Origin of the sequence: Thermosporothrix hazakensis, from assembly GCF_003253565.1 — a bacterium.
Lineage (GTDB): Bacteria > Chloroflexota > Ktedonobacteria > Ktedonobacterales > Ktedonobacteraceae > Thermosporothrix > Thermosporothrix hazakensis.
This window is the reverse complement of record NZ_QKUF01000033.1, coordinates 13,851-32,027: the sequence shown is the minus strand read 5'-3', so window position 1 is coordinate 32,027 and position 18,177 is coordinate 13,851. Positions and strand designations below refer to the sequence as shown.

20 protein-coding genes are annotated in these 18,177 nt (G+C 53.9%); 10 read left to right on the top strand and 10 right to left on the bottom strand.

Annotated elements, in window-relative coordinates:
- Window positions 1–300 precede the first annotated feature (300 nt).
- The 3 genes from EI42_RS26875 to EI42_RS26865 all read left to right on the top strand — a co-directional run bounded on the left by EI42_RS26875 (window position 301) and on the right by EI42_RS26865 (window position 2,449).
- Complete coding sequence (locus EI42_RS26875) at window positions 301–942, top strand: DedA family protein (protein WP_111325728.1); 642 nt, start codon at window positions 301–303, stop codon at window positions 940–942.
- Between the two features lie 268 nt (window positions 943–1,210).
- Window positions 1,211–1,441 carry a hypothetical protein gene (locus tag EI42_RS32095; protein ID WP_211326365.1) on the top strand — a complete coding sequence of 77 codons (231 nt, stop codon included), beginning with the start codon at window positions 1,211–1,213 and terminating at the stop codon, window positions 1,439–1,441.
- Window positions 1,442–1,816: 375 nt separating this feature from the next.
- Entirely contained in the window at window positions 1,817–2,449 is a 633-nt protein-coding gene (locus EI42_RS26865) for a biliverdin-producing heme oxygenase (protein ID WP_111325726.1), read from the top strand.
- A gap of 55 nt (window positions 2,450–2,504) precedes the next feature.
- Here EI42_RS26865 and EI42_RS26860 read toward each other — a convergent pair whose 3' ends face one another.
- The 4 genes from EI42_RS26860 to EI42_RS26850 form a co-directional block, all read right to left on the bottom strand.
- On the bottom strand, window positions 2,505–3,653 hold the full coding sequence (locus EI42_RS26860) for a PQQ-dependent sugar dehydrogenase (RefSeq protein WP_211326364.1): 1,149 nt from the start codon (window positions 3,651–3,653) through the stop codon (window positions 2,505–2,507).
- A 30-nt stretch (window positions 3,654–3,683) separates the two neighbouring features.
- Complete coding sequence (locus tag EI42_RS26855) at window positions 3,684–4,613, bottom strand: DMT family transporter (RefSeq protein WP_111325725.1); 930 nt, start codon at window positions 4,611–4,613, stop codon at window positions 3,684–3,686.
- Between the two features lie 358 nt (window positions 4,614–4,971).
- The gene (locus tag EI42_RS33510; RefSeq protein ID WP_211326363.1) at window positions 4,972–5,367 is read right to left on the bottom strand and encodes a M20/M25/M40 family metallo-hydrolase; all 396 of its coding nucleotides are present in this window, start codon (window positions 5,365–5,367) and stop codon (window positions 4,972–4,974) included.
- Window positions 5,355–6,107, bottom strand: coding sequence for a M20/M25/M40 family metallo-hydrolase (locus tag EI42_RS26850; protein WP_211326362.1), 753 nt, complete (start codon window positions 6,105–6,107; stop codon window positions 5,355–5,357). Before EI42_RS26850 ends, EI42_RS33510 begins: the two co-directional genes overlap by 13 nt.
- Window positions 6,108–6,353: 246 nt before the next feature.
- Here EI42_RS26850 and EI42_RS26845 point away from each other — a divergent pair, with 246 nt between their 5' ends.
- Together EI42_RS26845 and EI42_RS26840 are read left to right on the top strand one after the other, a co-directional pair.
- On the top strand, window positions 6,354–7,496 hold the full coding sequence (locus tag EI42_RS26845; protein ID WP_170142938.1) for an ArsR/SmtB family transcription factor: 1,143 nt from the start codon (window positions 6,354–6,356) through the stop codon (window positions 7,494–7,496).
- 19 nt (window positions 7,497–7,515) lie between these two features.
- Window positions 7,516–7,860 (top strand): VOC family protein, encoded by a 345-nt coding sequence (locus EI42_RS26840; RefSeq protein ID WP_111325723.1) that lies wholly within the window; start codon window positions 7,516–7,518, stop codon window positions 7,858–7,860.
- Window positions 7,861–7,872: 12 nt separating this feature from the next.
- Here EI42_RS26840 and EI42_RS26835 read toward each other — a convergent pair whose 3' ends face one another.
- From EI42_RS26835 to EI42_RS26825, 3 genes are all read right to left on the bottom strand, one after another.
- Complete coding sequence (locus EI42_RS26835) at window positions 7,873–8,862, bottom strand: helix-turn-helix transcriptional regulator (RefSeq protein ID WP_111325722.1); 990 nt, start codon at window positions 8,860–8,862, stop codon at window positions 7,873–7,875.
- A 70-nt stretch (window positions 8,863–8,932) separates the two neighbouring features.
- A complete protein-coding gene (locus tag EI42_RS26830) occupies window positions 8,933–9,211 on the bottom strand; it encodes a YkgJ family cysteine cluster protein (protein ID WP_111325721.1) in 279 nt (92 codons plus the stop codon).
- Window positions 9,212–9,346: 135 nt separating this feature from the next.
- Complete coding sequence (locus tag EI42_RS26825; protein ID WP_111325720.1) at window positions 9,347–9,757, bottom strand: response regulator; 411 nt, start codon at window positions 9,755–9,757, stop codon at window positions 9,347–9,349.
- A 279-nt stretch (window positions 9,758–10,036) separates the two neighbouring features.
- Here EI42_RS26825 and EI42_RS26820 point away from each other — a divergent pair, with 279 nt between their 5' ends.
- Entirely contained in the window at window positions 10,037–10,381 is a 345-nt protein-coding gene (locus tag EI42_RS26820) for a four-helix bundle copper-binding protein (protein ID WP_170142937.1), read from the top strand.
- 119 nt (window positions 10,382–10,500) lie between these two features.
- Here EI42_RS26820 and EI42_RS26815 read toward each other — a convergent pair whose 3' ends face one another.
- Window positions 10,501–12,279, bottom strand: a complete 1,779-nt coding sequence (locus EI42_RS26815; protein ID WP_111325718.1) for an ABC transporter ATP-binding protein — start codon at window positions 12,277–12,279, stop codon at window positions 10,501–10,503.
- Window positions 12,276–14,018 carry an ABC transporter ATP-binding protein gene (locus EI42_RS26810; protein ID WP_111325717.1) on the bottom strand — a complete coding sequence of 581 codons (1,743 nt, stop codon included), beginning with the start codon at window positions 14,016–14,018 and terminating at the stop codon, window positions 12,276–12,278. Before EI42_RS26810 ends, EI42_RS26815 begins: the two co-directional genes overlap by 4 nt.
- Window positions 14,019–14,352: 334 nt before the next feature.
- On the opposite strand from EI42_RS26810, the gene EI42_RS26805 reads away from it, so the two are divergent.
- From EI42_RS26805 to EI42_RS26795, 3 genes are all read left to right on the top strand, one after another.
- Window positions 14,353–15,048: a GNAT family N-acetyltransferase gene (locus tag EI42_RS26805; protein ID WP_111325716.1), complete on the top strand. Its 696-nt coding sequence runs from the start codon at window positions 14,353–14,355 to the stop codon at window positions 15,046–15,048.
- Between the two features lie 2 nt (window positions 15,049–15,050).
- A complete protein-coding gene (locus EI42_RS26800; RefSeq protein ID WP_111325715.1) occupies window positions 15,051–15,764 on the top strand; it encodes a hypothetical protein in 714 nt (237 codons plus the stop codon).
- Between the two features lie 90 nt (window positions 15,765–15,854).
- Window positions 15,855–16,820 (top strand): ornithine cyclodeaminase family protein, encoded by a 966-nt coding sequence (locus tag EI42_RS26795; RefSeq protein WP_111325752.1) that lies wholly within the window; start codon window positions 15,855–15,857, stop codon window positions 16,818–16,820.
- Window positions 16,821–16,876: 56 nt separating this feature from the next.
- Here EI42_RS26795 and EI42_RS26790 read toward each other — a convergent pair whose 3' ends face one another.
- The gene (locus tag EI42_RS26790; RefSeq protein WP_111325714.1) at window positions 16,877–17,206 is read right to left on the bottom strand and encodes a YbjQ family protein; all 330 of its coding nucleotides are present in this window, start codon (window positions 17,204–17,206) and stop codon (window positions 16,877–16,879) included.
- 171 nt (window positions 17,207–17,377) lie between these two features.
- Between EI42_RS26790 and EI42_RS26785 the strand changes: the two genes are divergently transcribed.
- On the top strand, window positions 17,378–18,160 hold the full coding sequence (locus EI42_RS26785; RefSeq protein WP_111325713.1) for an SDR family oxidoreductase: 783 nt from the start codon (window positions 17,378–17,380) through the stop codon (window positions 18,158–18,160).
- Window positions 18,161–18,177 lie beyond the last annotated feature (17 nt).

Below are 18,177 nucleotides of genomic sequence, written 5' to 3'. Positions count from 1 at the left end.
AAATCCTGTTTCCTTTTCTGTGGCGTCTAGTTGGAGGCTCTTTCCTCTGACTTTAGGATATAGATCAACCTGCTAGGGGAACTATCGGGTGAAAACGAGCACTTCTGAGGCCATATGCACTATAGCAGATGTATCAAAAGATGTCAAGCGACAGAGTTTTGTTCTGGCGCTTATGCAAAATGCTAAGGGATATGCTACAGTTCTTCTTATAGGGAGGTTGCCTGCTTGCTCGCGGGAGGATACCCCCGGCTTTGTTTTCTATTGTGCTATAAATTGACATAAAGCGTGTGGAGTACGCATATGTGGCATATTACAACGATAATGATTCTTTCCTGGCTCGCCACTTATGGATATTGGGCCGTGCTCTTTGGTGTGATGATCGAGAGTACCGGGATCCCGTTTCCGGGAGAAACCATCCTGCTGGCCGCTGCCGTGACCGCTGGCTCTACCCAGAAACTCGCGATTCATATTGTGATTCTGGCGGCGATAGCCGGGGCCATTATCGGCGATAATATCGGCTTCTGGATTGGGCGTGAGGGTGGATATCGCCTGTTACGCCGTTATGGTAAATATGTTCGGCTGGATGAGCGCAAAATAAAAGTGGGTCAGTACCTTTTTCTCAAGCATGGAGGCATGGTCGTCTTCTTTGGGCGCTTTGTGGCCTTTCTGCGCGCCTGGGCGGCCTTTCTGGCAGGAACGAACCGCATGCACTGGCTTCCATTCTTGCTTTATAACGCGACTGGCGCGATCCTCTGGGCAACGATCTACGGACTTGCAGGCTATCTACTTGGGAATAATGTGCATCTGCTTACGGGGCCGCTCGGAATCGTTGCCATCGTAGTGGCGCTTGTTGTTTGTGTCGCGGTTGTGCTGTTTTTGCGCACCCATGAGAAGCGGTTGGAAGAGGAAGCCGAACGTGTTTTTCCAGGTCCACTTCAATAGATTTCTATTTCACACGCATAGTATAATAAACAATAGAAAAGGAGTTTCAATTCCAAGTGGTAAGGGTGGTGAAATGAAAAGAGTTCTCCTGGGATTGGTGCTGTCTCTGGCAGCACTTTTTCTCACTACAACCTCAGTATCCGCTTCTGCGTATATTACGTGGAAGAAAGGAAGTTTTGTTTCATTCTCACAATCTGCGGAAACAGAGGATTTCCGTGTCTCTTTCGTTGATGGACGCTCCGAAAGCGAGGGCATGAACCGGCTTTCGATGGAGTTTGAATGTTCCCGCAATATGGGTTTCAAAGTAGATCTCTATAATATCGGCGAGAAGAGAATTATCGGCACAAAAGAGATTTCTTGTTCTCCTGGGGCCCGATATCGGGGGAGCGTTTGGCTTCCAATCAAGCAGGTTGATGACTACTACTTCCGCTTCTATCGGACGCATGGTTCTGGTACAATCACGGTGATCTCCTACGAGTATTTCTACTACAAATCGTGAGCGTATTATCCATCTCAGGTCGCTGGAGCAAGTGGCACCAGCGACTTTTTTGTGTATCCTATCCTCAAAATGGTTCATGGGGAATTGTCTACCCTCTGCTGAAAGCGCCTGTGTGAGCAAGTCGTTATCGGTCTCTGTTCTGGTAATCCCTCCCTTGACAGTCAACTTTTCGCCTGTGTATAATTATGTCAGAGTTGACTTGATAGTCTGAAGAAAAGAGCGAGGGGGTTCGCTCAAAAAAAATTTGCGCTTCAGGTCAAGTTTGACTCAATGGGTTTCGGTGGAGAAGAGAGCATCTTTTCTCACGATAATTGACCTGAAGACACCGGGAAAATAGCTGTTTTCCGGTACGCAAAAAGAAGGAGAGAGTGCGCTATGGTTATGTCTGCTCAGGGTGAAGAAGTTCGTTCACTGAATATGATGGAACAGTTACGCTCAGCTACCCACGCCTTGCATGAGCAACTGGACGGAAGGATGAGCAGTCATATTTTCGTTGATTCGTTTGGATGTGAGGAATACAGGCGCCTTCTGGAAAAGTTTTACGGGTTCTATCAGCCGCTGGAACAGCAATTCGATGCTGTAGCTCGTAATGAAGCGTGGAATGAAGTTGGGCTAGATATGAGCGAGCGCAAACGAACCGCACAACTGGAAGCAGACCTGTTGAGCCTGGGAGCAACCGAGGAAGAGATCAAGCGGCTTCCGCTCTATCAGGGCTTTGAGCGCATTCTGTCCACCGTCCCGCAGATGCTTGGGGCGCTGTATGTTGCCGAAGGTTCGACCCTGGGTGGCCAGTTTATTGCCCATCGACTGGAAAAGACACTCGGCATTAATAGCCAGAACGGTAGCGCTTTCTTCAGAAGCTATGGACCTCATGCGGTGAAATCAATGTGGAGGCTCTTCTGCGAGCGCGTCAACAGCTATGCAGAGCACCATCCTGAGGCCAGGGGCGAGATACTGGATACGGCAAACGCTATGTTTCGCGAGTTTGAACACTGGATCCTTGCCTGATAGGGAAATGGAGCTGAGAACACCCGCTCTGTGCATGACAGAGCGGGTTTCTTTTTCAGGCCGCCGGACCAAGCCGAATAATGCGATCGTCATCGCTGGTAGGATTGCCGCGACCGTCCTGATTACTGGTCAGGATCCAGAGAGAGCCATCAGGAGCCTGCGTGACGAGGCGCAAGCGTCCGTACTGACCCTGTAGCAGTGCCTCTTTCTGAACAACTGTGTTGCCATCTGGTCCGAATTGAATGCGCCAGAGCCGTTCACCGCGCAACGAGGCCATGAAGAAACTGCCCTCCCATTGGGGGATTGCGCCATGCTTCAGGAAGGTCGCACCGCTTGGCGAGGCTTCCGCGGTCGAGAATGTCACCAGCGGATTGACGAAGCGGCTATCATTGCCCTTGCCCTCAACCTCGGGCCAGCCATAATTTTTCCCCGGTTCAATCTTATTGATCTCGTCGTACGTATCCTGTCCGAACTCCGTAGCATAGAGCTGTCCCTTCTCATCCCAGGCCAGCCCTTGCACGTTACGATGCCCGTAAGAATAGACAGGACTTGACGGGAAGGGGTTATCAGATGGGATGCTTCCGTCCGGCTTGATGCGGAGGATCTTACCACCGAGCGACTCCTTATTCTGCGCATTTGAGCGATCGCCTGCGTCGCCGGTGCCAATATAGAGCATGCCATCCGGGCCGAATGCGATTCGCCCGCCATTATGGATAGCACCCACTGGTATCCCTTTGAAGATCACCTGCGGGGTTTTGCCCTCCTGAAAACGGACGACACGATTGTCCTCGGCTGTGGAATAGTAGACATAAATAAGGTGGTCTTTCTGATAATCCGGTGAGATAGTGATACCAAGTAGACCCCCTTCTCCTGCTCCTTCCTGTGCGATGCGCTGCACTTCTTCGACTTTGCCGGAGGCGTCAACCTTGAGAATGCGGCCTTCACGCTCGGTCAGCAGCGCTTTCCCATCAGGGAGAAAAACCAGTCCCCAGGGGATGTTGAGTCCCTTCACGAGCACTGTGGCTTTGACTTCCTTTCTGTCCGGCGTCTGCGTTGGCGCGCTTGTTGCTGTTAGCTGAGGGGGCTGTGTTGGGTTTGTCGCAGCGCTTTCTCTGCCGCTGCTACAGGCTGAGACAAGGACGGTGATGAGCAGGGTACTCAGAAGGAGTACCATACTTCCGGGTGAGGCGATTGGCTTGCGCATATATTCCTCCTCTATCTACAGAGCAAGTACCTATTTTTGTGTAGTCCTTTTTTCGGGAGTGCTTCGGAGAAGATCGGGTTTCGTTCTGGAATGCGGAAAGGTTGCAAGCGCGGGCAGACAGGTAGCGCAGAGAATAATCAGTCCGCCGATCAGCGTGGTGCCGCTCGGGATCTCGTGCAAGAGCAATGCACCGAACAGAATTCCCCATACCGGCTCAAGACTGGCAAGCAGGCTTGCAAGTTGGGCTGTGATATGACGCATGCTGGAAATGAAGAGGGTGTGTGCCAGCGCTGTACAAAAGATGCCGAGTAGAAGCAGTACAAGCAGAGTTTTCGGTTGCCCGAGGAGTGGCGTCGGGAAGAAAAAGAGCATGGGAAGCGTGGCAATCGTGGCAACTCCGGTTTGATACAGGCTGAGGGTGACGCTGGAATAGTGCCGCCCCAGTCCTCGATTGCCGACCGACAGCAGCGCGAAGGTTGCGCCTGCCAGCAGGCCCCAGGCGATCCCGAGCGTGATTTGATTCTCAAGTGAGAAGGATGGAACCAGCAAGTAGATCCCGGGCAGAATCAGAAGCGCCGCAATAATCTGAAGCAAGCTGGGACGCTGCCGCAAGAGAAGCGGTTCAAGCAGGGCGGTAAAGAGCGGAAAGCTGGAAAAGGAAAGCAGACCTATTGCTACATTTGAGACGTTGATTGATTGGAAGAAGGCTGTCCAGTGCAGCGCCAGAAGCAGCCCCTGACCGATGAGCAACAGGCCGTCACGTCCGCTACGAGGCCGCACCGGGATCCGTTGCGAAAGAGCGATAATGGTCAATGTAATGCTGGCGAACAGAACACGCCCGAGGACGATCAATGGTGATGGCAATGCGCTGATTTTGCCCAGAACACCGGCCAGGCCAAAAAGCATCACGGCGACATTCGCGAGTGCCAGACCTCGAATGCTGTGCGGTTGTTCCTGCATAAAAAAGATGCCTCCCAGAAATGTGTAGCCTTGCTGTGTACCTCCTTTGTGTAAGCTTACCCTGTTTTTCCGTTCTGAGCAAGGGATCAATACGATCTGCGGTCGCTTTCAAGAAGCGCGAAAACGAAGAAACAGGGAACATAGGAAGAAAGTTTAGAGCTCTTGTTCTTTTCCGTGGGAAGGAGTATCCTTGTATCAGGGTGAAGAGAAGAGAGATAGAAAGAGGAAACCTGCTTCTTTAGAAAAAGAGGGAATGGATGTGGAAGAGCACGTAATTTCTGAGCGAAAGGCTTCTTATGGGGTAATAGTGTGGAGGTGAGAAGAGCCGCCTGGCAGCCCTTCTCCAAAAACAGAATCGTTACCGGCAAAATTCCTGAATAGTGGCGAAGAGAATATCGGCACATTGCTCGACCTGTTGAAGGTCTGCCCATTCAACAACCGCGTGTGCGCCTGCTCCTCCGGGACCAAACACGACGGTTGAAATGCCTGCTGCTGCCAGAAGAGCGGAATCCATCCAGGGAGTCGCGCCGATAAGCGGGGGCTCGTTTCCCAGGAGCAGGCCGGCATGATGGCGGAGAACCTGAACAATGGGGGCATCTTCAGCGACCTCAAAGGCATCGCGTACCAGGATTGTACGCGCGGTTGCCTGAAAGGCAGGGTCTGCCTGTCGAAGGCTATTGAGCAGCGTCTGAAGCTGTGTCTCGACATCGTTGATTGTTTCGCCCGGGATCGTGCGCCTCTCTAACTGCAACACGCATTGTTCGGGATAGCTTGACCATTCTTGCCCGCCGCGAATGATTGAGGCATGCAGGGATCCATGCCCGAGTAGAGCGGATGAGCCGGCCCGCGCTGAAGCTCATTGTGCAGGCGTTCAAGGCCGACAAGGACATGTCCCATTTTGGCGATGGCGTCCAGCCCAAGATCTGCCCGTGAACCATGAGCAGCTCTGCCCTGCGTTATGACTTCCTGCCAGATAAATCCTTTATGGGCAAGGCAAAGTTGCAGGTCCGTTGGTTCGGTCACAATGGCGGCGTCGGCTGTCCAGCGCTTGAGCACTGATTGCGTGCCGAGGCTTGCATATTCCTCGTCGGCAACCGCGGTGAGAATGACATCTCCCCGGAGTCCAGCCTGTCGGGCCCGAGCGGCCGCGATCATTGCCGCTGCCAGCCCGCCTTTCATGTCGAACGCGCCTCGCCCGTAGAGTCGGTTGCCTTCAATGAATGGCTGATGTGGCCGCTCCATGCCGCTCACGCCGACGGTATCCATATGCGCGTTAAGCATCAGCGAGCGCCCGCCTCCTGTACCGTGCGCGATGCCAACCACGCTTGGCCGTCCGGGCTGTGGTTCGTCCCACTCGACGGTCAATCCGGCCTGTTCAAGCCAGTTTGAGATGAAGGTTGCAATCTCCTTTTCGCCTGCACCGTTCGGGACAAGCTCGGGGTTTACTGAATCGATCGCAACGAGTTGCTGAAGCAGAGATGTGGTGTCGTTCATCGAACCGAGTTTCCTTCTAACTGCTGAGGAGGACAGGACAGGCAAAAACACCCTATCCCGTCTTTTAGTGTAGAGAATGATGCAGATCGCTGTCAAGGATGCGCAAACCCACTTTATCATGTTTCCCCTGTTTCTGAGAGTCACTGATGCCTGCTCTTGACCGGGAGCAGTTGCTTGCTGTATGATGTATGCAAGTTGCGAATAACGCATATGCAATTTCTGCATACAACTATACAGGGGGAAAGAATGCTGCGAGGTGATCTCGTTCCGGCTCATGTACCCTGGAAATGGGACACGCTGCTTTCTCTGCCGGTTCATCTCAGCACGGCTATGCTGCTGCTTGATTATGCTGCTTCGGGCAAGCCAACGCCAACGTCCTGGCCTGAAAGCATGGTGCCGCGCCTCTCGCCGCAGGCCCGACATGATCTTGAGGCTATGCGGGTCTTGTTGGCTCATGGTGCCGCTCTGCGGAGCTTTCTGTTGAAGTGGCTCCCCGCCGATGATCCCGCACAGCGCGATTGGCAGGCCTGGAGGGCGTGGCTGCAACAGTTCCCGATAGGAGATCTGATCGTACATGGCATCCTGGAAAACCTGGAATTCTATCGCCGTTCCATGTCGCCTCTTGCCGAGGTGGAGCGCCGGCTGCGTGCATGTGGGCCGGTAACGGCGGCTTCTCTGGCTGATCCAACGGTCCGCGTTGCTGCATACCGCGCCGTTCTGGCAAGCTGGCAAGCAGAAGAGGATACGCTTGAGTTGATAGAGCAGCCAGAGAAACTGAGAGAGGCGCTTTTGCGTTTCTTTACTGAGGTCTGGGATCTGGGGGAACAGCAAAAATGGCAACAGCGGATTCAGGTGATAGAAGAGGTATCGGCTGTAAATCTCGCCCATTTTCAACAGGAGGGGCAGCGCCTGTCCCCTGCTGAAATGGTGGTGCGGGTGACGGGCTTGCAGTTGGGGGCAGAGTGGGAAACAGCGCTCTGGCAGGCACAGCGCGTGGTGTTTGTGCCCTGCTTCTTGCTTGGCAGGTACTTTTCGCTGATTCCGGTTGATGACGTCTATTATGTGCTGTACGAGCCGTCGGAAGGCCGTGTCAGGCCTGCTCTGTCGTTGCAGGTGATCGAGCTGGAAAATCTGCGTCCTGTGGTTGAAGCGCTTGGCGACACAACGCGACTGGCTATCTTACGTTTGCTTGCTGAGGAGGGGGAACTGTTTGCGCTTCAGATCGCTGAATGGCTGAGTCTGCATCAAAGTACGGCTTCGCGGCAACTGGCACAGCTTGAACAGGCGCAGCTTGTTCTGGTGCGGCGGCAACGGGGCATGAAGTTCTATAGCGTTGATCGGCAGCGCATACAGCGGTTCTGCCATAGCTTGTTAACGATGTTTGCGTAATTCTGGAAGGGAGTGCACCATGATGAAGCTAAATCATCTCAGTATTATTCCAACCGACATGGAGCGAACCATTTCGTTCTTTCAGAAAGAATTGAATCTGCCGGTCAAAGGCGATGCCAGCTATGCAGAAGTGAATGCGGGAGCTATAATTATCAGCCTGTCACCTTCGGCTGCCGTTCCGACCGAGCGGCCACAGGGTGTGGTGTTACAGTTTGAGGTCGATAGTGTAGGTGCGACGCTGGAGCAGGTTCGCGCTCGCGGCGGATGGGTGCTGCGCGATCCTGAGCTGATGCCCTGGGGCACCGAGTCGGCATATGTTGCAGGACCCGATGGTCTGATTGTCGAGTTCTATCGCTGGCCCTGATCGACCTGCTCATCATCGAGCGGGACGCTGACGGAGGGAGGTCTTGCGCTCATAAAAGCTAAGCAGGTTTCGGGCTGTTTGCAATATGTGCTCGCGCAGGGTGTCAGGCTCGATGATCTCTATATGCGAGCCAAAGCCGATAAGGAAGTCATGGGCTTCCATTTCAACATCAAAGCGAATCACCAGCCTGGCCCATCCCTCGCCGTCGAGATGCTCCATCTGCTCTATTCTATGGACGTATGGTGACTGGTTGAGCCGTGCAAGCGCGTATTCATCGGCGTAGACGGTCACATAATAGCGGGGAAGCGCGGCTTTAAAGTCGACAAGCGACTGCTTCCAGTAGCTGGCAAGGTCAAAATCAGGGGGACGCTGGCTGGCTTCATCCAATACCTGCGCTTCTTTGATGCGTGAGATGCGATAGGTGCGCACTGAGTCATCAATCGCAACAACCAGATACCAGACGCTCCCCTTGACGACCAGCCCAAGCGGATCAGCGACGCGCTCGACATAGGTTCCATCGGCGCGGCGATAGCTAAAACTGAGCTTTCGATCCTGCCACACCGCCTCTTGAATTCGTGCCAGAGCCGGTGTGGCCTCTTCTGTGTTGCGCCAGCTGGCTGAGTCGATGTAGAGCCGCTGTCGCGCGTATTCGGCCCGTTGCTTGTACATCGTGGGTAGGGCCGTGAATAACTTGAGCTGTGCGCCCTCGGAGACTTTTTGCAGGCCCAGATCACGAAGCACCCGCTCGGGAAGCCCCATAAAGAGAACCTCGACCTCGTTTTCATTGAGCCCGTTCAATCTGGTGCGGTACTCTTCGAGCAGCCGCCAGCCTCCGCCTGTACCGCGATCCGCGACAACCGGGATACCAGATGAACTGAGCGCTTCCATATCACGATGGATGGTACGCTCGGAAACCTCAAGGCGGCTGGCAAGCTCTTTTGCTGTAATCCGTTGGTGGACCTGTAGGAGCAGCAAAATAGACAGAAGCCGGTCTGCACGCATCTCGTATTCTCCTTCTCTCTGAACAACGGCAACAAGTGCAGTGTATCACACGAATATGACATGTATTGTCTTATTTCGAATCCGGTTTCTTCCTGTCAGGTGTAGTGGCGCGTTCGAGCTGTGTGAGCCAGATCAGCGCTTCCTGAGCCGAATGGCCGCACATTTCCTCGGACGGTTGTAGCATCCGGCAGACCTCCGGGCGCTCGGGTTTCCCGAAGAGGGCGCAGCGGTTCTCTGGCGTCAGATGGATACAGCGAACGCCTGCTGGTTTGCCGTCGGGCATTCCCGGTATCGGGGATGAGATAGAAGGAGCTATGCAACAGGCTCCACAGCCAGCACGACATTTCATGTTGCTCTCCTGAAGTTGCAATTCGAGGAAGTCAGACAGGTATCAATAGGGCAAGAAATGACATGCAGAGCAGAGGCCCTGCATGTCATGTTATGACTGGATATCTGTACAGAGCAATCGTACAGAGAGATGATTTCACTCGATTATCTCTTCAATTGAGCGGAGGAAATCATCCATTTCAAAGGGTTTGTAAATAAGAGGAATTTTACGCTTTTCCAACTCTTCTTGCTGATCTCGCTCGATACCAGCCGTGATAACAATTGTTGGAATATGCTGCAATTCCTGTATTGCCTGTAGTCTGTCATATAGTTCCAGGCCGGTCGTACGTGGCAGACGATAATCCAGGAGCAGGAGTGCCGGATCAATTTCCCTGACACGCCTGATAAGGTAAGTTGGCTCCAGATCTTCAGTCAGTGAAATAACGCTGTACGGGGTTTCCTGCTGAAGCATAAGAGTCAGCATCTCAGCATTACAGGTGTCATCTTCGATTACCAGGACCGTTTTCTGCTTCGGGTTTCCCTCCTCGTTCTGTCTGATGCTGGTCATACCTGTTCCCCTTTTTGGAATGGATCGATTCTGGTAGCGCCAGGGAACGAAGTCAAATGAGCTGGTGTGACTTCGCCCAGGAGTATTGGAAAGGTACGAATAGAATAATGCGATCGCTGATACAAGAAACTGCTGAAAGGGAAGGGGGTTAGAGCCAGGTGAACCATCCTTCCTTTTTATAATATCACTTTCTGTTACCAAAAAGATATGGGTAACGTGTAATCCCTGTCAACTATGTACACACATATCTTTTTCCTGAGTAGAGAGGTGGAAGAAGTCATGCAAGATATCGATTTACTGGCAAGAAGTATTGAGCTCTGTCGCCGTTGCCATACTATTTGTGGGCGCGTGCTCAAGCATAGTTTACAGAAAGGTGGAGATTATCTCCAGGAGGCGCGTATTCAGGCGCTACTGGATTGCATCGATACCTGTTCCTATTGCCTCGATTTGATGTCACGCCAATCACCTCTTCATATGCGTGCATGTGATCTCTGCACAGAAGCATGTACACGCTGTGCTGCATCTTGTGAGCAGCTAGGTACAGATTCACTGTTACAGGAGTGCGCGAGAGCCTGCCGTGATTGTGCATCGGTATGTCAACAGGCTGGCTCATACGTCGCGTGAACTCGTGGTAAAGTCGTTCGTGCGCGAGAGGGTACCTTCAGGCGGTACCCTCTTTTTATGTTCAATGCCCCAAAGTACTACTTCTTGTGTACCATATTTGACGCTTTTCTTCTGCTATGCTATTCTATGATGGACTGCTCGGCAGTATATCCATGCCAGAGATGCTGCATCTCGGGGCTTCGCTGTAGGAGCTCGTCTAGCTTGCCCTCGCTTTCGATGCGACCGTCTTTCAACACAAGGATGTGGTTGGCTCGTCGGAGCGCGGCCCGCCGATGCGAAACGGCCAGAACAGTTGTTTCCTTGCGTGCAAAGAGTCGCTGCCAGAGTTGCGTTTCTGTTTCGACATCAAGCGCGCTGGAAAGATCGTCGATGACGTAGAGTGCGGCAGGTCGCACAAACATGCGAGCGGCTGCGGAACGCTGTAGTTGTCCACCGGAAAGGCGCACTCCTTTCGGACCAACAACGGTATCAAGGCCCTGTTTCATTGCGGCAAGATCAGACTCAAGAACGGCCAGTTGTAATGCCTCTTGCATGCGTTCTTGCTTCTCAGGCAGTCCGAGCAGGATATTGTCGCGCAGCGTATCACTGAACAGGCGCGGCACCTGTGCAGTGTAGGCGCAATGTGGAGGCACGAAAAACGAGGCCGGATCGGCGATTTTCTCGCCGTTCCAGTAGATGTCGCCGTGCGTGGCTGGAAGCAGCCCGATCAGCGCTTGTAGCAGTGTTGTTTTGCCTGAACCGATACGCCCCGTTACCACAGTGAGCGTGCCGGGCTTGATGGTCAGGTGAATGTCTTCAATCCCTTTATCGGTCGATGGATATAGATAGGTAAGTCCTTGCACCGTCAGTTCCTGAAGAGGCTCCTGCACTGTAATATCGGGAATTTCGGGCAATGGACCCCGTGTGTAGACCGGCCCATGCTGTACCAGCGAGCGCGGTGGTGCTCCTTGAAGCAGCGAAACCATACGCTCTATTGAGATGCCTGCCTGCTTGTATGCGGTCAGCACGGTGCCAAAATGTGTGATGGATTCGGTAATCCAGCCCAAAAAGTAGATGAACAGGGAAAAGTCAGCAACCGTAAAGGAGCCGCTTTGCATGGCCTGAGCAGCTACAAACAGAATAAGCCCGGTACCGATATTGACGGTATTGGTAAAGAGGGATTTCATAATCTGTTCGATCAGACGATCACGGATTGAGGCCTGTAACCGCTTCTTGTTCAGCGTACGCAGGTGCTCTACGGCTGTGGCCTCGGCTCCGGCAATCTGAACTGCCTGTACAGAGCCGAAGATTTCGCCCAGGAAGCCTGTTACCTTGCTGGTGGCGATGCGGCTTTCTGTGCGTCGTTGCTTGATTCGCTCTCCTGCGTAGTTAACCAGGCCGGTGATGATCAGCAAAGGCAGGAAGACGGTCGCCGTTACCAGGGCATTGATTCTGAGCATAATGACCAGCGCAATGATCGCAAAAACACTCAGTCCGATCAGGTCGTTAAGAGCCATCAGGAAGACGGAGTTTTCATCAACATCGTCGCGTAAGCGGCTGATCGTCTCGCCGGCTGAGTCGGGTAACGCCTGTGCACCAGGCATTTGCAGGATTCGAGACAGGATGTTCTTTTGCAGGAGTGCTGCATTTGTATAGATAAATGGAGCGTTTGTAAGCTGACAACCAAAGAGAAATGTAATACGCCCGAGCGCCGGGACAATCAGAAGCGTGGCAATCCACCAGAGGGTAGAACTGCTGAGCTGCTCTGCTGAGAGCCTCTGGAAGAATTCACGGATAATCAGCCCCGGAATGATTTCCAGGATAAAAAGCAGGGTGATGAACAGCGAGTTGAGGCTGAAGTGCCAGGGACGGAAACGAATCAAGCTCCAGAAAAAGTGCCATGTCTGTAATGGTTTCATGCAAGAACCTCTTCGTGTGCTGTCTGCAAGAGTGCCGTGAAGTGCGAGGATGGATCGGCGGTCAGCAGTGCACGACTGCCATATTCACGGATCTGGCCGTGCTCCAGAATCAGGATGGAGTCGGCCCGCTGAATCGTGCGCAGGCGATGCGCGATAATAATGGCTGTGCGTCCACGCAAAAGCCTCTCGATGGCCTGTTCCAGCAGATGTTCTGTAACTGGATCAAGGCGTGATGAGGCTTCATCGAGGATAACCAGACCGGGATCTCGCAGGAAGATGCGGGCGAACGCAAGCAACTGTGCTTCTCCCGCCGACAGGCCGCCACCGTTTGGGGGCAGCACTGTATCCAGTCCCTCGGGGAGTGCCTCAAACCAGTGACGCAGACCAAGCTCGTAGATTGCCTCTTTGATTCGCTCATCATCAATGCTGTGATCGAAGAAGGTAAGGTTGTCGCGAACGCTCGCGTTGAAAAGCTGCACATCCTGTGTGACTATGCCAATATGCTTGCGCAGGTCGGCGATGCGAGCTTCTCGCAGATTGTGTTCAGCCAGTCGGATGTTTCCCGTTGTGGGGTCGTAGAGGCGCAACAGCAAGCGCGCTATGGTTGTTTTGCCGCTTCCTGTGCGTCCAAGTAGGCCCAGGATCTCGCCCGGTTGCAGGTGGAAGGAGATGTGCTGCAGAACCTTCTCATCTTCGTTGTACCCGAAAGAGACATCCTCGAAGGCGACTGGAAGCGCTCCGGCGGGGAAGGCATAACCCGGCCCGTCCTCAAGGACGCTGCGCTGCTGGAAGAGCTCCCTGACACGGGCAATTCCGGCGCTGGCTCGTTGAAAGGTGTCAAGCTGATTGATAATGGCCTGAATTGGCTTGAGTAGTAGTTCCAGGTAGAAGAAGATGAGAAAGGCGGTGGCAAGGCTCATATCCCCCCGACTATAAAGCCATGCAGAGAGCAAGATGGCAATAAGCTGCCCACAGGCCCCGGCAAGCAGTGGAAAGCTCCAGGGTATGGCGGAGATAATGCGGGCTTTACGCGCGGCTTGCAGACGTTTTCGAGTGTGGACATAGAGCTGTCTCAATGTGTAGGCGTGTGCTCCACTTGAGCGAATGTCTTCTGTCCCGTTGAAGCGCTCTTCCAGAAAGCCGTAGAGTTCGGCGCTGACCTGACGAAACACTTTCCAGGGTTTTATGGTTATGTGTCGCATCGAGTACATGCAGAACAGGAAAAGCAGGGCAAACCCTGTCAGGCTGATTCCAATGTACCAGTTGATCCACCAGAAAACGATCAGGATGCCGATCAGGAGCAGCACGTTCGCAAAAATGTGTACGACAAATTGCGAAAAGAAATCCGCCAGCGTCGTGATGTCTCCATCTACGCGCTCTATAAGCTCGCCCGGCGTGTGATCTTTGTGAAAGGAAAGGTCCAACCGTAGCAAGTGATTGGTCAGGTCGGCACGCATCGCGTTGGTCGCGTTCCAGCCGATCCGCTCGCTGAGGTAGGTCGCAAGCACTGTGATGACCTGTTGCAGGATTGCCAGCCCGATAAAAAGCAGTGCCGTCCTGTAGAGGAATGGTGATTGATCGCGATTCTCAAGGGCTTGAATGAACTGCCCTAAGAGCTGTGGGTTAAAGAGCTCGAACCCGATTCCTCCCAGGAGGAGGAGAAGGAGAAGCAGCACTTGTCGGATCTGAGGCCGCAAATAGGCCATGAGTAGTCCAGAGGTACTGAATCCGGTTTGCATGGAAAAACATCCTTTTTGTGGTGCAGGAGAAAAACTTCCCTACTCACCTGATAACTGAACAGGAGGAAACTTTTTCAATAGTACCCTGAATTATGGAGAAAAATCAATAAAAGAGTGGGTGAAAAGGGAGGGTGATTTTTCATAGCTGGTAGAAATGGGGATGGTGGAAAGCCGGGAGGCTGGCATGCTTGCCACCGTTTCAGAAATACAGTACGATAAGAGGCATCTGATTCACGTCTTTTTTGAAGAGAGTTGAGGTTTTTGATGAGCTTAATTGTATCTCGTTGCGACATATTACAAAGGCGTATTGAATGAAAAGTAAGAAGGAAAACCTATGAAGCTCTCACAAGAACGTGAATGGTTACGCAGTCATATTGAGGCGGTCTGGTCCCTTCGGATTCCGCCGTTGGAGCGGGATCAAGTGGAGATCCTCTACGCGAAGCGGCTGCCGCCCTGGCAGCTCTTTTATGCACAACTGCTCGATACCGCTACTGTTATTGAGGTCTGGCACCCCGACATTGCTGAGGAGGCGCGCGAACAGCTTCGGGAGCAGGCGCACGAGGCCCTGGCAACTTCGCATCCTATGCCAGCCGTCCTGACGCGTGAGGTTGCCTGTACACAGCAGGCTGCTCCACAGCTTGACCTTGCGACAGCGCGTTCGCTTGCTCGTGTGCTTGACGAGGAAGATCGGGCCTTACTGCATGCCTTCGAGCCCGGCTCTGTCGAATACTATCTGGAGGCGCACCGTCAGCCTCTGATCGGTGTTATCGTGGATGGACGATTGCTGAGTGTTGCTCATAGTTCCCGACGAACTGAGACGGCCTGCGAACTGGGCATAGAGACATTGCCCCTTGCGCGTCGTAAGGGCTATGCGCTTGCTGCAACGGTCCTGTGGAGTGCGCTGGTGGCTCAGGAAGGGCTGCTTCCGCTGTATAGTGCTATGCTTGAGAATCTCCCTTCACGACGGCTTGCCGCAGCGGCGGGCTTCCGGGAGTTCATGCATGCTGTATTGATCCAAAAAGGACGTTAAGGATGATAAACGGCTTTTTGCTGCTCGCTTCAGATCATTTCAACTGGCAGCTTGTGTTGTTGATTGTGCTGATTCTCCTGTTTGTAGTGCCAAAGTCGCGAGCTGCGAAAAGCCGTCCACCGCATGCCAGCCAGCATCCGGTTGCCCGTTCTGCTCCAGCGCCGCGCCCGAAGCCGACCCAGCCCGTGACTCCGCTTGAGCATAAGCTTCAGGAGCGGTTGCAGAAGGTACAGGCCCAGCGCACTGTCACGCGGACATTGATTGGTCCGGCTTTTCTGTTGCAACAGGCGTTATCTCATCGTGCGATGACGCTCTATGCCCAAGAAATGGGCATCTCGGTGCAGGAAGTAGCCCGGGCATGTATGGAGCTTGAACGGGCATATAGCATCGGCATGCCCTCGGAGACACCGAGCCAGGGCGCTGATCCTGCGGTGACGACCATGCTCTTGCGGGCGGGATGTCGCGATGATGCCTTGCTCTATTATCGGCTGAGTTCCGGTGCGACGCCACAGGAGGCGGAAAGCGCCGTCAACTATCTTCAGGAGCTGATGAGCGCCGGGCTGCTCTCGCTGGATGAGGAGTCGCGGCAGCCCCCCGATCCCTTTGCGCTACACTTCCTCGTTCGGTCTGGCTATCGGCTGCTTGCACTGCGCTACTATCGTGAACGGACAGGGGCTCCTCTTCTTGTCGCGCGGGAGGCGCTTGAACGGTTCTAAGCATGGCTGTTAGCAGAAGGCCCCATTGGCTCTTGCTTGCTCGCTGGAAAGGTGGCATGCTTGTTCGTAAAAAGACAGGGGATGCTCTATATGACACTGTTACTTTCACGATCCGAAGTTGAGCCCTTTTTGCAGCCTGGACCGATCTTAGAGGCGTTGCGATGCGCCTTCCCTGCCTATTCGCTGAAACGGAGCGCTGCTGCCTTGCGCGTTCGTGCGGAGGTGCCGGGAAAGACGGGAGCGCGGGCTATCGTGCTGATGCCGGGTGTGCTGGAAGACATCCCGGCCTATACTGTGAAGGTACATGCAAAGGTTCCTGGCATGCAACCGGCCATTCAAGGGGTGTTGCTGCTGCATGATCTGCACACCGGTCGCCTGCTTGCGGTGATGGATTCCACGGCGATTACAGCGTTGCGTACGGGGCTTTGTGGCGCACTGGCTGCTGACGTGCTTGCTCGGTCCGATGCTTCCCGGGTGGCGATCATTGGGGCAGGCGTGCAGGGACGGCTTCAGTTGCGCTGTCTGCGGCTTGTGCGCTCGCTCTCGCAGGTGCGTGTTTTTGATGTTGAGCCGCAGGAGGCGTATCGTTTCGCGCAGGAAATGCGGGAGGAGCTGCATATCTCGGTTCTGGTCGAAACTTCGGTCGAGGCGGCAGTCCGGGATGCGGAGATCATTGTGACGGTTACGTGGGCACGGGAACCGTTTCTCTTTGCATCGATGGTGCAGCCGGGCACACATATTTCAACCCTCGGGCCTGATGAGCCGGGAAAATGCGAGGTAGGAGCTGACTTGTTGCAACACAGCCTGTTTGTCTGCGATGATCGAGCTCTGGCGGTATCGATGGGTGCTATCGGTGGTGCGGGACTGGATGAGCAGGCCATTGATGCGGAACTGGGTGAGGTGCTGGCAGGGGTGAAAGCGGGAAGAAGCTTCGCTGAACAGCTCACGGTCTATGGCGGTGTCGGGTTGGCTTTTCAGGATCTTGTTGCTTGCTGGCACGTCTATCAGGAGGCGCTGCGGGCAGGCCAGGGCCAGACGATCGATTTTCTGGGCTGAGCAAGCGCGGGAAAGGACGCAATGCGCATCGATACCATTGCGTCCTCTGGCTGCTGCTACTGACCAACCACAACAGCGGTGCCGCTGACTGAAACCATCAGCATATTGCCACTGCCGCCGCCAGAAATGGACTCATAGTCAATATCGATGCCGATAATGGCGTTTGCTCCACGTCGCTGAGCCTCTGCAATCATCTCCTGCATCGCGATCTGTTTTGCTTTGCGCAGCTCTTCCTCATAAGCAGCAGAGCGTCCGCCCACGATATCGGTGATGCTGGCAAAGAAATCCTTGAAGACGTTCGCGCCTAAGATCGCCTCGCCTTCAACCAGGCCGAGGTATTGATGCACGTGCATTCCTTCCACGGTGGATGTTGTGGTTAATAGCATGCTTCTCTCCTTTGCGCCCTGTATTGGCATATGCTTCCAGGGAACTTTGTGTTCTCATTGTTTTTTATTACGAGCCACGGTACGAGAAGTTGCACTGGAAGCGGATGTGAAACGCTTTCTCGCTTGTGGACGTGTTCGGGATGAGAAAACAAAATGAAAGGATGGCAAGGTATGGGATTAGCTGGAAAAGTGGCACTTATTACGGGAGCTGGCTCCGGTATCGGGAAGGCAACGGCGGTTCTGCTGGCACAACAGGGGGTGAAAGTGGCCCCGTTGAGTCACACCGCTAAGGAGATAGAAGCGACGGCGAAGGAAATCCAGGCAAAAGGAGGTGAGGCGCTCCCGCTGGTTGCCGATACAACGAGCGAGCAAGAGGTGCAGCAGGTATATCACCAGATAGCGGATCGATGGGGCCGCCTTGATATCGTGTTCGCGAATGCAGGTATTAATGGTGTCTGGGCGCCGATCGAGGAACTGACGCTCTCCGAGTGGACGCGAACGATTACCACGAACCTGACCGGAACCTTCTTGACGATCAAGTACGCAGTTCCTTTTCTGAGGGAAAACGGCGGTAGTGTGGTGATTACGTCGTCGGTGAATGGAACGCGCATTTTCAGTAATACCGGAGCAACGGCATATTCGGTCACGAAGGCGGGCGAAGTCGCACTGGCGAAAATGCTGGCAGTTGAGCTTGCGCCAAGCAACATTCGGGTGAACGTGATTTGTCCGGGAGCGACCGAAACGGAGATAGGGGACAACACGCAGCAACGCGATGTAGACAAGGTCAAATTCCCGGTCGAGTATCCACAGGGCTCGATTCCTCTGGGCAATGGCAAGCCCGCAAGCGCCGCACAGGTCGCAGAACTGGTCCGTTTTCTGGTCTCGGATGAGGGAAATTATATTACCGGCTCAGAGGTCTGGATTGATGGTGCAGCCTCGCTGGTACGGGGCTAGCAAGCATACCAGAGAAA

Bases quoted from the DNA above. Each gene is read 5' to 3' on its own strand.
- EI42_RS26820 (WP_170142937.1), top strand. From the start codon at position 10,037: ATGCAAGATATCGATTTACTGGCAAGAAGTATTGAGCTCTGTCGCCGT.
- EI42_RS26830 (WP_111325721.1), bottom strand. From the start codon at position 9,211: ATGAAATGTCGTGCTGGCTGTGGAGCCTGTTGCATAGCTCCTTCTATC.
- EI42_RS26790 (WP_111325714.1), bottom strand. From the start codon at position 17,206: ATGCTATTAACCACAACATCCACCGTGGAAGGAATGCACGTGCATCAA.
- EI42_RS26800 (WP_111325715.1), top strand. From the start codon at position 15,051: ATGATAAACGGCTTTTTGCTGCTCGCTTCAGATCATTTCAACTGGCAG.
- EI42_RS26795 (WP_111325752.1), top strand. From the start codon at position 15,855: ATGACACTGTTACTTTCACGATCCGAAGTTGAGCCCTTTTTGCAGCCT.
- EI42_RS26855 (WP_111325725.1), bottom strand. From the start codon at position 4,613: ATGCAGGAACAACCGCACAGCATTCGAGGTCTGGCACTCGCGAATGTC.
- EI42_RS26805 (WP_111325716.1), top strand. From the start codon at position 14,353: ATGAAGCTCTCACAAGAACGTGAATGGTTACGCAGTCATATTGAGGCG.
- EI42_RS26810 (WP_111325717.1), bottom strand. From the start codon at position 14,018: ATGCAAACCGGATTCAGTACCTCTGGACTACTCATGGCCTATTTGCGG.
- EI42_RS26845 (WP_170142938.1), top strand. From the start codon at position 6,354: ATGCTGCGAGGTGATCTCGTTCCGGCTCATGTACCCTGGAAATGGGAC.
- EI42_RS26835 (WP_111325722.1), bottom strand. From the start codon at position 8,862: ATGCGTGCAGACCGGCTTCTGTCTATTTTGCTGCTCCTACAGGTCCAC.
- EI42_RS26865 (WP_111325726.1), top strand. From the start codon at position 1,817: ATGGTTATGTCTGCTCAGGGTGAAGAAGTTCGTTCACTGAATATGATG.
- EI42_RS26860 (WP_211326364.1), bottom strand. From the start codon at position 3,653: ATGCGCAAGCCAATCGCCTCACCCGGAAGTATGGTACTCCTTCTGAGT.
- EI42_RS26815 (WP_111325718.1), bottom strand. From the start codon at position 12,279: ATGAAACCATTACAGACATGGCACTTTTTCTGGAGCTTGATTCGTTTC.
- EI42_RS26785 (WP_111325713.1), top strand. From the start codon at position 17,378: ATGGGATTAGCTGGAAAAGTGGCACTTATTACGGGAGCTGGCTCCGGT.
- EI42_RS26825 (WP_111325720.1), bottom strand. From the start codon at position 9,757: ATGACCAGCATCAGACAGAACGAGGAGGGAAACCCGAAGCAGAAAACG.
- EI42_RS26850 (WP_211326362.1), bottom strand. From the start codon at position 6,107: ATGAACGACACCACATCTCTGCTTCAGCAACTCGTTGCGATCGATTCA.
- EI42_RS26840 (WP_111325723.1), top strand. From the start codon at position 7,516: ATGATGAAGCTAAATCATCTCAGTATTATTCCAACCGACATGGAGCGA.
- EI42_RS32095 (WP_211326365.1), top strand. From the start codon at position 1,211: ATGGAGTTTGAATGTTCCCGCAATATGGGTTTCAAAGTAGATCTCTAT.
- EI42_RS26875 (WP_111325728.1), top strand. From the start codon at position 301: ATGTGGCATATTACAACGATAATGATTCTTTCCTGGCTCGCCACTTAT.